The following is a 13,215-nucleotide window of genomic DNA, read 5'->3' on the forward strand; positions in this document are numbered from 1 at the left end:
TTGCTCACGTGTAACCCACTCGCTAACTGTTGTTGGAAGATGTGCCTTGAAGAATGCCGGCGATGGCCGCCACCGCCGCATCCACGTCGTCGTTGACCACCACGGTGTCGAATTCGCCCTGAGCGTCGAGCTCCTTCCGGGCGGTGGTGAGCCTGCGCTCAATCACCTCTGGAGTCTCAGTGCCGCGCCCAGTGAGGCGCTGGACGAGCACATCCCACGACGGCGGCGCCAAAAACACGGTCCGCGCTTCCGGCAGCAGTCGTTTGATGTTGCGTGCGCCTGCCAGGTCAACTTCGACGAGAACGGGGCGTCCGGCTTCCATGGCCTCCTGCACCGGACCGGCAGGTGTGCCGGAGCGCTGTAGGCCTCCGTGAATGTCGGCCCACTCCAGCATCTCTCCGCGGTCAATTCGGCCCTGGAAGTGTTCGGGGGTGACAAAGAAGTAGTCCTTGCCGTCCACCTCACCCGGACGCGGTGCGCGGGTAGTCATGGAGACGGAGAAGTACAAATCCGGTACGGCAGTGCGAAGGCCGCCCACCACCGTCGACTTTCCCACCGCAGACGGGCCAGCCAGAACGACCAGCTGTCCGCGGGGAGCCACCTCGGACACGTTTAGTTCTCTTCGTAGCCGAAGCGCTCGAGCAGCGCGCGACGCTGACGGTCGCCGAGGCCGCGCAGACGACGGGTCTGAGCGATCTCCAGCTCCTCCATGATCTCGCGAGCCTTGACCTTGCCCACCTTCGGCATAGCCTCGAGGAGTGCGGAGACCTTGGTCTTGCCGATGATCTCGTCGGTGTCAGCCTTGTCCAGGACGTCCTTGAGCGTGGTCTCGCCGCGCTTGAGGGATGCCTTCAGCTCGGCACGAGCCTTGCGGGCCTCAGCAGCCTTCTCAAGTGCTGCCTTGCGCTGCTCATCGGTCAACTGTGGAAGTGCCACGGGTTCCTCCATGTGATAGTTACGAACATTTGTCCAGTCCGACATGTGCCGGATCCGGGGCGCACTCCGCCGAATGTCATCGGTGCAATTCGCCACGTCCGGCACAGTCTAACACTGCTTTTTCTGCAACGGTGCTGCGGAGCGCGTTATGCACCGCATTTCTCCACGTCACCGTGCGACGGAATTAAACTACCAGGGATTTTGCTAGGCGGTAAATACACCCTAGCCTTTCGCCTGTTTCCCCAGGTCAGATACGCGTTTACGCAGCTCAGCGACTTCCGGTCCTGCCGCGAGGACCGAGCGGGAAACGCTGGGGAAAACGAGGTGTCCAACCTCACCTGCGATCGCCTGGGCATCGTCCATCGTCGCTCCTTGCGCACCCACGCCCGGCATCAGCACCGGCGCGTTCAGCTGGTCCAGCACCGGAGGGTTTTGCACAGTCGCGCCGACGACCACACCGACGTGCCCAATGTATTCAGGATCGTCGCCACGGTTGTACTCCGCGCACTCATCCACCATCCGCTGCGAGAGCATCTTTCCGTCGATAGTGCCGGTCTGCAGCGCCACCGCTTCCGGGTTGGAATTGGCGGCCATGACAAACACGCCCTTGCCGTGCTGGGCCGCCAGCTCGATCGCCGGGTTGAGCGAGCCGACACCAAGGTACGGTGTCAAAGTCAGCGCGTCGGCCTCCAGCGGAGAACCCGGCGCTAGCCAGGCCGCCGCGTAGCCCGCCATGGTGGACCCGATGTCGCCGCGTTTCGCATCGGCGATTACCAAGGTGCCGCTCTCACGCAGCTGCGAGAGCGTGTCCTCGAGCACCGCGAATCCGGCTGAGCCGAAGCGCTCGAAAAACGCCACCTGCGGCTTGACCACCGCGGTGTGGCCGGCGAAGGCCTCCACACAGGTCTCGGAGAACGCCCGCAGGCCCTCGACATTGTCCTCGAGACCCCACTGTTCAAGCAGCGCGGCGTGCGGGTCGATGCCCACGCACAGTCGGCCGTACTCCCGACCGGCCTCAACGAGGCGCTCGCCGAAGCCCTGTGCCGCCATTACTTCGCCTCCGTCTTGCCGTGTTCGAGCTCTTGCAGGCTGGTCACGGAGAACTCCTTGGCGCGGGTCGCCTCGATGCCCTGCACTGCTGCGGTGACGCCCTGCACGGTGGTCATGATGGCCACATTGGCGATAACGGCGGCCGCGCGGATGTCGTAGCCGTCATGGCGCGCACCTGCGGAGCCAGCTGGAGTGTTAAGCACCAGGTCGATCTCGCCCTCCAGGATGCGGTCCACGATGGACTTGCCCTCAGCGCCCTCACGCACCTGCGATCCCTTGAGCACGACCTCGCATTCGATGCCGTTGCGGCGCAGCATCTGCGCCGTGCCCTCCGTTGCCAAGACCTTGAATCCCATGGTGGACAGGCGCTGGATCGGGAAAATCAGGGTGCGCTTGTCGCGGTTGGCAAGCGAGACGAACACGGTGCCTTCGGTGGGCAGTTCGCCGAATGCCGCGGCCTCCGCCTTGGCGTACGCCACTCCGAAGGACGGCGCCAGGCCCATGACTTCGCCGGTAGATTTCATCTCCGGGCCGAGAATGGTGTCCAGCAGCGCGCCGTCCGGGCGGCGGAACCGGGTAAACGGCAGCACCGCTTCCTTCACCGCGATCGGGTGCTCCATCGGCAGCGAACCGCCGTCGTAGTCGGACGGGATCAACCCTTCGGTACGCAGCTGCGCAATCGTGGAGCCCATCATGATGCGCGCGGCGGCCTTGGCCAGGTGCACGCCGGTGGCCTTGGACACGAACGGCACGGTGCGCGACGCGCGCGGGTTGGCTTCGATGACGTAGAGGATGTCGTCCTTGAGCGCGAACTGCACGTTCATCAGGCCCTTCACGCCAATGCCGTGCGCGAGAGCTTCCGCGGAACGGCGGACATTGGCAATGTCGTCCGGCCCCAGCGTCATCGGCGGCAGCGCGCAGGCGGAGTCGCCGGAGTGGATGCCGGCTTCCTCGATGTGCTCCATCACGCCGCCGAGGTAGACGTCCGTGCCGTCACAGAGCACGTCGACGTCGATCTCGATGGCGTTGTCCAGGAAGCGGTCCACCAGCACCGGGTGGTCCGGGGACAGCTCGGTGGCGCGGTTAATGTAGTCGCGCAGGTTGTCCTCGTCGTAGACAATCTCCATGCCTCGGCCACCTAGCACGTAGGAGGGGCGCACCAGCACCGGGTAACCAATGCGGTCCGCAACCTCGCGGGCGCCTTCGAAAGTGGTGGCGGTGCCGAAGGCCGGTGCCGGCAGGTTCGCCGCGTCGAGCACCTTGCCAAACTCGCCGCGGTCCTCCGCCATGTCGATGGCCTTGGGAGAGGTGCCAACCACGGGCACGCCGGCGTCTTCAAGCTGCTGCGCAAGCCCCAGCGGAGTCTGGCCGCCCAGCTGCACGATCACGCCGGCGACGGTTCCGGTGGCGGCTTCGGCGCGGTAGATCTCCATGACGTCCTCGAACGTCAGCGGCTCGAAGTAGAGGCGGTCAGCGGTGTCGTAGTCGGTGGAGACGGTCTCCGGGTTGCAGTTGACCATCACCGTCTCGTAACCCACGCGCGACAGTTCAAGCGCCGCGTGGACGCAGGAGTAGTCGAACTCGATGCCCTGGCCGATGCGGTTCGGGCCGGAGCCGAGGATGATCACCTTCTCCCGCTCGCCAGCGCTCGCGGGAGAGGAAGCAGAAGCAGAACCGGAGGAGGACACAACCTCCGACTCCGCGTCCGGGTCGAGCTCGTAGGCGGAGTACAGATACGGCACCTTCGCGTCGAACTGGCCGGAGCAGGTGTCCACCGTCTTAAACGTCGGGGTAATGCCCAGCGACCAGCGCAGCTGGCGCACACCGGACTCCCCCGCCAGTTCCGGGCGCAGCGCGGCGATCTGGGCGTCGGACAGGCCAAACGCCTTCGCCTCGCGCAAAAGCTCGGCGTCGAGCACCGGGGCGTCGACAAGCTGCTGCCTAAATTCGATGAGTGCGACAAGCTCCTCCAGGAACCACGGGTCGATGCCGGAGGCCTCGTACACCTCGTCCACGCTGGCGCCGAGGCGCAGCGCGAGCTCCACGTCGTAGAGGCGTTTGTCGGTGGGCACCTTCAGGTCCTCAAGCACCGCGGCGACGTCGGTGGCGCGCTCGCCGGCGAAGTACTCGTCCGGGCGGGTCCAAAAGCCGCTCGGCTTGTCCTCCATCGAGCGCATGACTTTATTCAGGCCCTGGATGTAGTTGCGGCCGATGCCCATGGCCTCGCCCACCGCCTTCATGGACGTGCCCAGGGTTTCGTCGGAGCCCGGGAACTTCTCAAAGGCGAAGCGCGGCATCTTCACAATGACGTAGTCCAGCGACGGCTCCGCTAGCGCCGAGGTCTCCCCGCCGGTCATGTCGTTCGGGATCTCGTCGAGGGTGTAGCCGATGGCGAGCAAGGTGGCCATCTTCGCAATCGGATAGCCGGTGGCCTTGGACGCCAACGCGGACGAACGCGACACGCGCGGGTTCATCTCGATGGTGATCATGCGGCCGTCTTTAGGGTTGATGGCGAACTGGATGTTGCAGCCGCCCGTTTTCACACCGACTTCGCGGATGATGGCCTTGCCCTGCTCGATCATGGTGGTCACCTCGGGCTCGGTCATGGTCAGCACCGGAGCCACGGTGACGGAGTCGCCGGTGTGCACGCCCATCGCGTCCACGTTCTCGATGGTGGCGATGGCGATGCAGTTATCCGCGGAGTCGCGGATAAGTTCCAGCTCGATTTCCTTCCAGCCCAGGATGGATTCCTCGATCAGCACGTTCGCCTCCGGCGAGGCCACCAGGCCGTCGCCGGCGATGCGGTGCAGATCCTCCATGTCGTAGGCCAGGCCGGAGCCGAGGCCGCCCATGGTGAACGAGGGGCGCACCACGCACGGGAAGCCCAGCTCCGCGACGGTTTCCTCGACCTCTTCCATGGTGTAGCACACGCGGGAGCGCGCGGATTCGCCGCCGATCTTCTCCACGATGTCTTTGAACTTCTGACGGTCCTCGCCGCGCTCGATGGCCTCGATGTCGGCACCGATGAGCTCCACACCGTGCTTTTCCAAAATGCCGAGGCGGTCCAGCTTGATTGCAGCGTTCAGGGCGGTCTGGCCGCCGAGCGTGGGCAGGATCGCGTCCACCGGGTGGCCCTGCTCTGCCTCGCGGGCGAGGATCCGGTCGATGTAGCCGGGCTCGATCGGTTCCACGTAGGTGTGGTCGGCGAACTCCGGGTCGGTCATGATCGTCGCCGGGTTGGAGTTCACCAGCGTCACCCGCAGGCCCTCGTTTTTGAGCACGCGGCACGCCTGGGTGCCGGAGTAGTCGAACTCGCAGGCCTGGCCGATCACGATCGGGCCGGAGCCGATAACCAGGACGTGGTTTAGGTCGTTGCGCTTCATGTCTGTATCTCCTGGTCTTTCTCTTAGGCTTCGTGCTTATCGACGGTGACCTGGCCCCGCACCGTCTTTCCCTCGCGGGCGGCGTTTGCCAGGTGGCGGACAAGCTTGCGGGTGTCCACGCCCCACAGGCCGGTGACGCCTTGCGCCACAAGCTCTTCGGCGAGGGTGCGCTGGGCGTTGTGGTTGGAGGCAATGCGCGCGACGTCGCGCACGATTACGGCTGCGGCGGTGATCTCGGTGCTGCCGGACGCGCCCTCGCCGGTCCAGCCGACGTTGCCCACCTGCGGGGAGGCGAAAACAAGGATCTGGCCTTGTCGTTCGGCCTCGCACAGTTCGCGCTCGTAGCCGAACATGTCGGTGGTGAAGGCGACCTCGCCGGCGATCTCATCCGAGGTGTTTGCTGCGGGCGTCGCCCCGAAGATGAAGCCGGGGAAGGCGGAGCCGTCGTCAAGCACGAGCGTCGCGCGCGTGCGCTGGGGTTGCTTGGTGGTGTTGTCAGACATGGTTTACGCCTTCTTCGCGTCGTAGGTTTGGGTGCCGCGCAGCCAGGTGCCAACCACGCGGGCGGAAAATTCGATGCCTTCGTACGGGGTGTTGGACGCCTTGGACGCCATCTCATCGCCGTAGGCGGTCCACGGCGACTGCGGGTCCACCAGCACCAGGTTGGCCGGCTCACCGACGTCGATCGGTCGGCCCTGATCCTCAAGTCGCAGGATCTCAGCCGGACGCTCGCTCATGACCTTGGCCACGAAGCGCCAATCGGCGTCGCCCGACTCCACGAAGATGCGGTGGACCACGGCAAGCGAGGTCTCCAGGCCGAGCATGCCGGGCTTGGCGTGCTCGAACTCCACGCATTTGTCCTCGGAGCCGTGCGGGGCGTGGTCGGTGGCGACTACGTCGACGGTGCCGTCGAGAAGCGCCTGCTTGAGCGCTTCGGCATCGCGGGCCTCGCGCAGCGGCGGGTTCACGCGGAACAGGCCGTCGTACGTCGCGAGCTTCTCGTCGGTGAGCATGAGGTGGTGCGGGGTGACCTCGGCGGTGACGTCGATGCCCTGGTTCTTGGCAAAGCGCAGAAGCTCCACGGTGCCCGCCGTGGAGGCATGGCACAGGTGGTAGCGGCCGCCGTAGTCGCGGGTCATGATCGCGTCGCGCGCCACAATGGACTCCTCCGCCACGCGCGGCCAGCCGCGCAGGCCCAGACGTGCGGCCTGCTCGCCCTCGTGGGCGACGGAGCCTTCCGTCATGCGGTGGTCCTCGGCGTGCTGCGCGAGGATCACATCGTGCGCCTTGGCGTACTCGATGGCGCGGCGCATCAGCTGCGGGTCGTTGACGCACTTGCCGTCGTCGGAGAACATGCGCACGCCGCTGCGGGACATCAGCCCGATCTCGGTGAGCTGCTCACCCTTCAACCCCTGGGAAATGGAGCCGACCGGGTATACGTCGCACTTGCCGTACTCCTGGCCCTTCGTCCACACCGCCTCAGCGAGGAACGGCTGGTCGATCACCGGGGAGGTGTTAGCCATGGTGAACACGGCGGTGAACCCGCCCTTGGCCGCGGCGTCGGAGCCGGTGGCGATGGTCTCGGTGTCCTCTCGGCCCGGCTCGCGCAGGTGCACGTGCATGTCCACTAGGCCCGGCAGCAAGACGTTGCCGCCGCAGTCCACGACCTCGTCAGCGTCGTCGAAGGGGTTCTCCCCGACCGCGTCGATCACGCCGTCGGTGACGTCGATGAGAATGTGGGTCACGTCCTCGCCGTACGGGCGGACGTTGTTCAAAGCGAGCGTGGTCACTTGATGGCTCCTTCCTCAGCGCTGCCCCGCTCGTCAGAGCTGGCCAGCAGGGTAAACAGCACGGCCATGCGGGTGTAGACACCGTTGGAAACCTGGCCCAGCACCACGGCGTTGTCGCGGTCCGCGACATCGAAGTTGATTTCCATGCCGCGCAGCATCGGTCCCGGGTGCATGATCAGCGCCGAGTCCTTCATGCGGTTCGCGCGGTCCTTGCTCAGCCCGTACAGGGTGGCGTACTCGCGGTGCGACGGGAAGAAGCCGCCGTGCATGCGCTCAGCCTGCACGCGCAGCATCATCACCACGTCCGCCTTCTCGACCTCCGCGTCGAAGTCGTGTGAGACGCGCGCCGGCCAGTACTGCACCCCGGTGGGCAGCAGCGTCGGCGGGGCCACCAGCACAACGTCGGCGCCGAGGGTGTGCAGCAGGTCCACGTTGGAGCGCGCCACGCGCGAGTGCAGGATGTCTCCGACGATGAGCACGGTCTTTCCCGCCACGTCGCCGATGTGCTGGCGCATGGTCACCGCGTCCAAAAGCGCCTGGGTGGGGTGCTGGTGCTGGCCGTCGCCGGCGTTGATGATGCTGGTCTCCGGCAGCCACTTGCGCAACAGCTGCGACGCACCCGAGGCTGGGTGGCGCATGATGATCGCGTCTGCGCCGACCGCCTCCAGGGTCGCGGCGGTGTCTTTGAGCGACTCGCCCTTCTTCACCGACGACGAGGAGGCGGACAGGTTGATCACGTCCGCGCTCATCCATTTGCCCGCGGTCTCAAACGATGACCGGGTGCGGGTGGAGTTTTCGTAAAACAGTGTCATCACCGTGCGGCCCCGCAGGGTGGGCAGCTTCTTAATTTCGCGGCCGTCCAGCGCCTCGCGGAAACGGTCCGCCTCGTCCATCAGGCCGACAATTTCCTCGCGGGACAGATCCGCGATGTCGATCAGGTGCTTCATTTCGTGCCTCCCTCTGCAGGCCTGGCCAGGGTGACCCGGTCCTCGTTGTCGAGCGGCTTCAGCGAGACGGTGACGTCCTCGTCCTTCGAGGTCGGGATGTTTTTGCCCACGTAGTCGGCGCGGATGGGCAGTTCTCGGTGGCCACGGTCCACCAGCACCGCCAGCTGAATGACTGCGGGGCGGCCGATGTCGCGCAAAGAATCCAGCGCCGCGCGGATGGTGCGGCCGGAGTACAGCACGTCATCGACCAGGATCACCACCGCCCCGTCGATATCCACCGGGATATTGGTGGGCCGCAGCGCGCGGTGGGGGCGGTTGCGCAAGTCATCGCGGTACAGCGTCGTGTCCAGGCTGCCCACGGGGATTGCCACCCCGGAAAATTCTTCAACGGCTACTGCAATTCGCTGCGCCAGCGGCACTCCCCCGGACGGAATTCCCAACAGCAGAACCTGTGGGCTGGTTTCATCGTCCAACGCCGTTTTCTCAATAATCTGGTGCGCGATGCGTGCAACAGTGCGGCCGACGTCTTGAGCGTTCAACAACTCAACGGTCGACCGTTCGTTCTCACTCATCGAACCTCCTTCCCCGCCTCACAGTGCGGAATTTAAAGGATTTCGAACCGGCCCCACTTGCCGGGGCCGTGTGTAGTCTTGAGACCGCGTTTCACTTTAGCACCTGCATGTATAAACCGGGAAGGATTCCATGGGCATCCGCGCCGAGTACACCTTGCCCTTCGACCGCGACACCGTGTGGCGCTGGCACACCCGCCCGGGTGCCGTCACCCGCCTCACTCCCGGGTTCCTGCCGATGCGGGTGCAAAGCGAAGCTGCGTCGATACGCAGTGGCACCACGGTGTTCCGCCTCCCCGCGGGCCAGCAGTGGGTCGCGCGCCACTGCGCCGACGGCTACATCGCGGGCGGCCAGTTCACTGACGTCGCGGCGAACCAGCCGCTGCGCGCGGCTACCGGTTGGCGCCACGTGCACCGCTTCGAGGACGCGGGCGAGGGCACATTGCTTATCGACGACGTCGCGGCCCGCATCCCAGAAGCCCTGCTACGCCCAGCTTGGGCCTACCGCCAGCGCCAGTTGGTGGAGGACCTGCGCTTCCTCGCCTCCCTGCCGGATGCCGCCCCGAAGACGGTGGCCATGACAGGTTCCAGCGGCCTCGTCGGCACCCACCTGCGCGCGCAACTGACCACTGCAGGGCACACGGTGATCCCACTGGTGCGCGGCACCGCGCGTCCGGGCGAGCGGCACTGGGACATGGACGATCCGGCACCTGACCTGCTGCGCGGCGTCGACGGGGTGATCCACCTCGCGGGAGAAACCATCATGGGCCGGTTCACCGATGAAAAGAAGCGCAAGATCCGCGACTCGCGTGTGGAGCCCACCCGCAAGCTCGCCCGTTTGGCCGCGGACTCCGGCGTTGAGGTCTTCGTCGGCGCCTCCGCGGTCGGCTACTACGGCACCGACGCCGGAAGCGTGCCTCGCACCGAAGCTGACGGTCCCGGCGAAGGCTTCTTGGCCGAGGTCTGCGAGGCATGGGAAGAGGCGGCCCGCGTCGAGGGGTTGCGCAGCGTACACATCCGCACCGGGCTGGCGCTTTCCAGCGCGGGCGGACTGCTGCCGGTGCTCAAGGCCAGCGTCAACGCGGGGCTCTCCGCCCAATTCGGGCGCGGGGATTTTTGGATGAGCTGGGTGGCGCTGGACGACCTCACCGATTTCTACGTGCGCGCGCTTCTGGACGACACGGTCTCCGGGCCCGTCAACGCCACCGCCCCGGAGCCTGTGACCAACGCCGAAATGTCTTCCACCCTCGCTCGCCTGCTGCGCCGGCCGGACCTGTTTCCCATCCCGACGTTCGGCCCGAAGCTGCTGCTGGGCGAAGAAGGCGCGCACGAGCTCGCGCTGGCGGACCAACGTGCTCTTCCCACCGTGGCGGCCGAGCACGGCTGGCGGCTGCGCTACCCCACCCTCGACGCAGCCCTGCGCCACGAGTTGGGCCGCGAGCAGCTGCTAGTCTCGCAGGCGTGACTACAGATCAAACCGAAGAGCCCGTCCAGCCGAGCGAGCACCCCGAACGCAACGTGACCGAGAAGGTCACGCCCGAGTCGATCGCTGCGATATTCGAGGAGGAAAACCTCGAGTACCGCATCGAAGACCAGGTGGTGCGCTCCGGCTTCGTAAACGCCGCCATCGTTGTCGCCATCGACGGCGACCACCTCGTGTTCGAGGCGCTGTGGCGCGGCGAGTTTCCCCGCGAGATGGCGCCGAAGGTGCTTTACGCGTGCAACGAGCACAACCAAACGCACTTCGCGCCCACCCTGCGCTTCTTCGAACGTGGCGAGGACCGGCTAGCCATCAGCGCCATCCGTTCGATGCGCGTTGCCGAAGGCGCGTCGTTCAACCAGCTCGGCGCTTTCATCGTCAGTTCCATCGACGCCACTTTGCAGGCCTTCGACTTTTTGAAGAACACTTTCCCCACCGTTGTCACCTGGGAGGAGCCGCAGTAATGAGCAACGCAACGCTCGTGACCATCGACCGCGTGATCAAGGCTATGGCCGACCACGACGTGGAGGTCGCCGACGACCCCTCCGGCCGCGCGGCCCACGCCAACGTCAACGGCTACAACCTTCTTTTCGTGCTGCTTGATTCCGTGCTCATCGTCCGCGCGGACTCCGTCACCGACACACCGGCCGACGACCCGGACGCCACTTTGTACCTGGCAGCGAACCAGGTCAACAGCTCCTATCTGGATGCCCGCGCAATCGTGGTCAACCGCACCGAGAGCCTCGTCGTGCGCACCGAGTCCGAGATCCAGGTCGGCGCGGGGCTTGCGGACGACCAGCTCTCCAACGCGCTCAAGGCCGCCGTCGACGGCGTGCTGGCCACCCAGGACGCGATGCGCGCGCTCGTCAGCGAAATCCAGAAGCAGGCCGAAGCCGCAGGCACCGCCCCGGCAGACGGCGAAACCGACTCCGCCGACTAAGAGTTCTCCAGGCGCTCCAGCTCAACCTCGGGGTCGAAGTCGGCGGCAGGCCACTCGAGGTTGAGCGACTTTAGTGCGTCGAAAAGCAATGCCTTGACCACCGTGCGGCAGTACTTTTTGTTGTCGGACGGGATGCAGTACCACGGCGCTACCTCGGTGGACGTGCGCGTCATGGCGATCTGGTAGGCGGCCATGAACTGGCTCCACAGCTTGCGGTCCTCGATGTCGCTCGGGTTGTACTTCCAGTGCTTGTCCGCCCGCTCGATGCGGTCTTTGAGGTTCTCCGCCTGGAACTCGCGCGAGATGTGCGGCATCACCTTGATGATCTTCGTGCCGTTGGCCGCCAGCTCGTTTTCAAACTCCACGATCGCGCCGTAGCGGCGCTCAATCTCCTCCGGCGGTGCCATTTGCTTCACGCGCTGCACCAGCACGTCCTCGTAGTGAGAGCGGTCGAATACCGCGATCTGCCCCGGCTTGGGCAAGTGCGGAGTAAAGCGCCACAAAAAGTCGTGCGCCGCCTCCTCCTCCGTCGGCCGCCCGAAGCCCTGGACGTGCACGCCTTGCAAGTCCATGGTCGCGCCGATGACGTTGCGGACAATGCCCCCTTTGCCGGAAGTGTCCATGCCTTGCAACACCAGCAGAATCGAACCGGCGTTATCGTTGCCAACACGGCCGTTGGCGAAGAGCATCTCCTGCAGCTCGTCCAGGTCGTCGTCGTAGTCGTTGAAGGCGTCGTCCACGTCCGAGACTCCTGGGGTGGCGGCCGGGTCCACATCCGCGAGCTGGAAATCGGGGCCCACGAAAAACTGCTTGGCTTCCTCGACGGTGAGTTTCGACATTTCGGTTCCTTTCGGTGGTGTTCGGTCTGGAAGTCGAGTGAAGGAGGTCGAGTACGCCGCTCAATGGGCGTGTACTCGACCTCCTCTACTCGACTTTCTGCCGGGGCCCGGTGCTAGCCGCGGGTCCCGTCCGTCGCCGGTTCCCCGGCCTCCAGGCCCTCGGTGGATTCGGCGACCTCCGCTGCCCCGTCCGCAGCCTCGTTCTCAGACCCGTCCTCGGCGTCCGCCTCCGGCTCCTCATCGGCGAACGGCGAGTTGGACGCTGCGCGCTGGGCGATGCCGTCGAGCACGACGTTGATGTACGGCGCTGCCTGGGCCCCGGAGTACTCGGCAGCCATCTCCACGCCCTCGGCGATGGAAACGGGTGCGTCCACCTCGTCGTTGAAGAGGATCTCCCAAGCGGCAACGCGCAGAATCTGTCGGTCAACCGCGGGCAGGCGGAACAGCTCCCAGTCCTCGTTGAGGTGGCGCTCGATCGCGTCGTCGAGATCGTCCAGCTTCTCCGCGGCACCCGCGACAATGGTGCGGGTATAGTCCGCTACCGGGGCGACCGCGTTGAGCGGGTTCTGCGACAGCTGCGCACGGTCCTCAACGATGGCGACCGGGTCGACGTCGCGGGTTTCCGCCTCAAAAAGAATGTCTACTGCCCGGCGGCGCGCACGGTAGCGCGCGCCGTGTCGTTTGTAATCGGGCATTAGTTGTTCACGCGAGACAGGTACTCGCCGGTGCGGGTGTCCACCTTGACCACGTTGCCGGTCTCCAAAAACAGCGGCACCTGGATCTCGGCACCGGTCTCGAGGGTGGCCGGCTTAGTGCCGCCGCTGGAGCGGTCGCCCTGCAGGCCCGGCTCGGTCTGCTCGATCTTCAGGTCCACAGAGATCGGCAGCTCCGCAAAGAGCGCGTCGCCCTCGTGGAAGGAGACCTGCACGCGCATGTTCTCCAGCAGGAAACGGGAGGCATCGCCGAACTTCTCCGCCGGCAGCTCGAACTGCTCGAAGGTCTTGTCGTCCATGACAACGTAGTTGGTGCCGTCGTTGTACAGGTAGGTCATGTCGCGACGGTCCACGGTCGCGGTCTCCACCTTCACGCCCGCGTTCCAGGTCTTCTCCACGGTCTTGCCCGAAACGACATCCTTGAGCTTGGTGCGCACGAACGCCGGACCCTTACCCGGCTTCACGTGCTGGAATTCGACAATCTGCTGCAGCTTGCCTTCGTTCTTCAGCACCAGGCCGTTCTTGAAATCGGCGGTAGTTGCCATTTTGAGTACCTTCCTCCTGGGGG

14 protein-coding genes are annotated in these 13,215 nt (G+C 65.5%); 3 read left to right on the plus strand and 11 right to left on the minus strand.

The genetic code is table 11. The annotated features are described in order from the left end of the window. Window positions 1-22: 22 nt before the first annotated feature. From gmk to pyrR, 8 genes are all read right to left on the minus strand, one after another. On the minus strand, window positions 23-610 hold the full coding sequence (gene gmk / locus CAFEL_RS06095) for a guanylate kinase (protein ID WP_194559330.1): 588 nt from the start codon (window positions 608-610) through the stop codon (window positions 23-25). Between the two features lie 2 nt (window positions 611-612). Continuing rightward, entirely contained in the window at window positions 613-936 is a 324-nt protein-coding gene (gene mihF / locus CAFEL_RS06100; RefSeq protein ID WP_034999332.1) for an integration host factor, actinobacterial type, read from the minus strand. 222 nt (window positions 937-1,158) lie between these two features. Beyond that, window positions 1,159-1,986, minus strand: a complete 828-nt coding sequence (gene pyrF / locus CAFEL_RS06105; RefSeq protein WP_194559331.1) for an orotidine-5'-phosphate decarboxylase — start codon at window positions 1,984-1,986, stop codon at window positions 1,159-1,161. Beyond that, complete coding sequence (gene carB / locus CAFEL_RS06110; RefSeq protein ID WP_194559332.1) at window positions 1,986-5,369, minus strand: carbamoyl-phosphate synthase large subunit; 3,384 nt, start codon at window positions 5,367-5,369, stop codon at window positions 1,986-1,988. Before carB ends, pyrF begins: the two co-directional genes overlap by 1 nt. A 23-nt stretch (window positions 5,370-5,392) precedes the next feature. Then, on the minus strand, window positions 5,393-5,872 hold the full coding sequence (locus CAFEL_RS06115) for a carbamoyl-phosphate synthase domain-containing protein (protein ID WP_194559333.1): 480 nt from the start codon (window positions 5,870-5,872) through the stop codon (window positions 5,393-5,395). 3 nt (window positions 5,873-5,875) lie between these two features. Then, a complete protein-coding gene (locus CAFEL_RS06120) occupies window positions 5,876-7,159 on the minus strand; it encodes a dihydroorotase (RefSeq protein WP_194559334.1) in 1,284 nt (427 codons plus the stop codon). Beyond that, a complete protein-coding gene (locus CAFEL_RS06125; protein ID WP_194559335.1) occupies window positions 7,156-8,106 on the minus strand; it encodes an aspartate carbamoyltransferase catalytic subunit in 951 nt (316 codons plus the stop codon). Before CAFEL_RS06125 ends, CAFEL_RS06120 begins: the two co-directional genes overlap by 4 nt. Then, a complete protein-coding gene (gene pyrR, locus CAFEL_RS06130) occupies window positions 8,103-8,678 on the minus strand; it encodes a bifunctional pyr operon transcriptional regulator/uracil phosphoribosyltransferase PyrR (RefSeq protein ID WP_194559336.1) in 576 nt (191 codons plus the stop codon). The genes CAFEL_RS06125 and pyrR overlap by 4 nt, the downstream gene beginning before the upstream one ends. 130 nt (window positions 8,679-8,808) lie before the next feature. On the opposite strand from pyrR, the gene CAFEL_RS06135 reads away from it, so the two are divergent. From CAFEL_RS06135 to CAFEL_RS06145, 3 genes are read left to right on the plus strand one after another with little or no spacing between them, the layout of a single operon-like run. After that, complete coding sequence (locus CAFEL_RS06135; RefSeq protein ID WP_194559337.1) at window positions 8,809-10,140, plus strand: TIGR01777 family oxidoreductase; 1,332 nt, start codon at window positions 8,809-8,811, stop codon at window positions 10,138-10,140. Beyond that, window positions 10,137-10,619 carry a YbjN domain-containing protein gene (locus CAFEL_RS06140; RefSeq protein WP_290171961.1) on the plus strand — a complete coding sequence of 161 codons (483 nt, stop codon included), beginning with the start codon at window positions 10,137-10,139 and terminating at the stop codon, window positions 10,617-10,619. Before CAFEL_RS06135 ends, CAFEL_RS06140 begins: the two co-directional genes overlap by 4 nt. After that, complete coding sequence (locus CAFEL_RS06145) at window positions 10,619-11,095, plus strand: YbjN domain-containing protein (protein ID WP_194559338.1); 477 nt, start codon at window positions 10,619-10,621, stop codon at window positions 11,093-11,095. Before CAFEL_RS06140 ends, CAFEL_RS06145 begins: the two co-directional genes overlap by 1 nt. On the opposite strand, the gene CAFEL_RS06150 is transcribed toward CAFEL_RS06145, so the two are convergent. From CAFEL_RS06150 to efp, 3 genes are all read right to left on the minus strand, one after another. After that, window positions 11,092-11,934, minus strand: a complete 843-nt coding sequence (locus tag CAFEL_RS06150; protein WP_194559339.1) for a PPK2 family polyphosphate kinase — start codon at window positions 11,932-11,934, stop codon at window positions 11,092-11,094. The two genes, CAFEL_RS06145 and CAFEL_RS06150, sit on opposite strands and share 4 nt — an antisense overlap. 113 nt (window positions 11,935-12,047) lie before the next feature. Further along, the gene (gene nusB / locus CAFEL_RS06155) at window positions 12,048-12,629 is read right to left on the minus strand and encodes a transcription antitermination factor NusB (RefSeq protein WP_194559340.1); all 582 of its coding nucleotides are present in this window, start codon (window positions 12,627-12,629) and stop codon (window positions 12,048-12,050) included. Next, window positions 12,629-13,192, minus strand: a complete 564-nt coding sequence (gene efp / locus CAFEL_RS06160) for an elongation factor P (RefSeq protein ID WP_194559341.1) — start codon at window positions 13,190-13,192, stop codon at window positions 12,629-12,631. Before efp ends, nusB begins: the two co-directional genes overlap by 1 nt. Window positions 13,193-13,215 lie beyond the last annotated feature (23 nt).

The organism is Corynebacterium afermentans subsp. lipophilum (assembly GCF_030408375.1).
GTDB lineage: Bacteria > Actinomycetota > Actinomycetes > Mycobacteriales > Mycobacteriaceae > Corynebacterium > Corynebacterium lipophilum.

What these genes read in the sequence shown, in the direction of transcription:
- CAFEL_RS06115 (WP_194559333.1), bottom strand. Translation starts at nt 5,872, where the DNA reads ATGTCTGACAACACCACCAAGCAACCCCAGCGCACGCGCGCGACGCTC.
- efp (WP_194559341.1), bottom strand. Translation starts at nt 13,192, where the DNA reads ATGGCAACTACCGCCGATTTCAAGAACGGCCTGGTGCTGAAGAACGAA.
- CAFEL_RS06150 (WP_194559339.1), bottom strand. Translation starts at nt 11,934, where the DNA reads ATGTCGAAACTCACCGTCGAGGAAGCCAAGCAGTTTTTCGTGGGCCCC.
- carB (WP_194559332.1), bottom strand. Translation starts at nt 5,369, where the DNA reads ATGAAGCGCAACGACCTAAACCACGTCCTGGTTATCGGCTCCGGCCCG.
- CAFEL_RS06135 (WP_194559337.1), top strand. Translation starts at nt 8,809, where the DNA reads ATGGGCATCCGCGCCGAGTACACCTTGCCCTTCGACCGCGACACCGTG.
- pyrF (WP_194559331.1), bottom strand. Translation starts at nt 1,986, where the DNA reads ATGGCGGCACAGGGCTTCGGCGAGCGCCTCGTTGAGGCCGGTCGGGAG.
- nusB (WP_194559340.1), bottom strand. Translation starts at nt 12,629, where the DNA reads ATGCCCGATTACAAACGACACGGCGCGCGCTACCGTGCGCGCCGCCGG.
- pyrR (WP_194559336.1), bottom strand. Translation starts at nt 8,678, where the DNA reads ATGAGTGAGAACGAACGGTCGACCGTTGAGTTGTTGAACGCTCAAGAC.
- CAFEL_RS06125 (WP_194559335.1), bottom strand. Translation starts at nt 8,106, where the DNA reads ATGAAGCACCTGATCGACATCGCGGATCTGTCCCGCGAGGAAATTGTC.
- CAFEL_RS06145 (WP_194559338.1), top strand. Translation starts at nt 10,619, where the DNA reads ATGAGCAACGCAACGCTCGTGACCATCGACCGCGTGATCAAGGCTATG.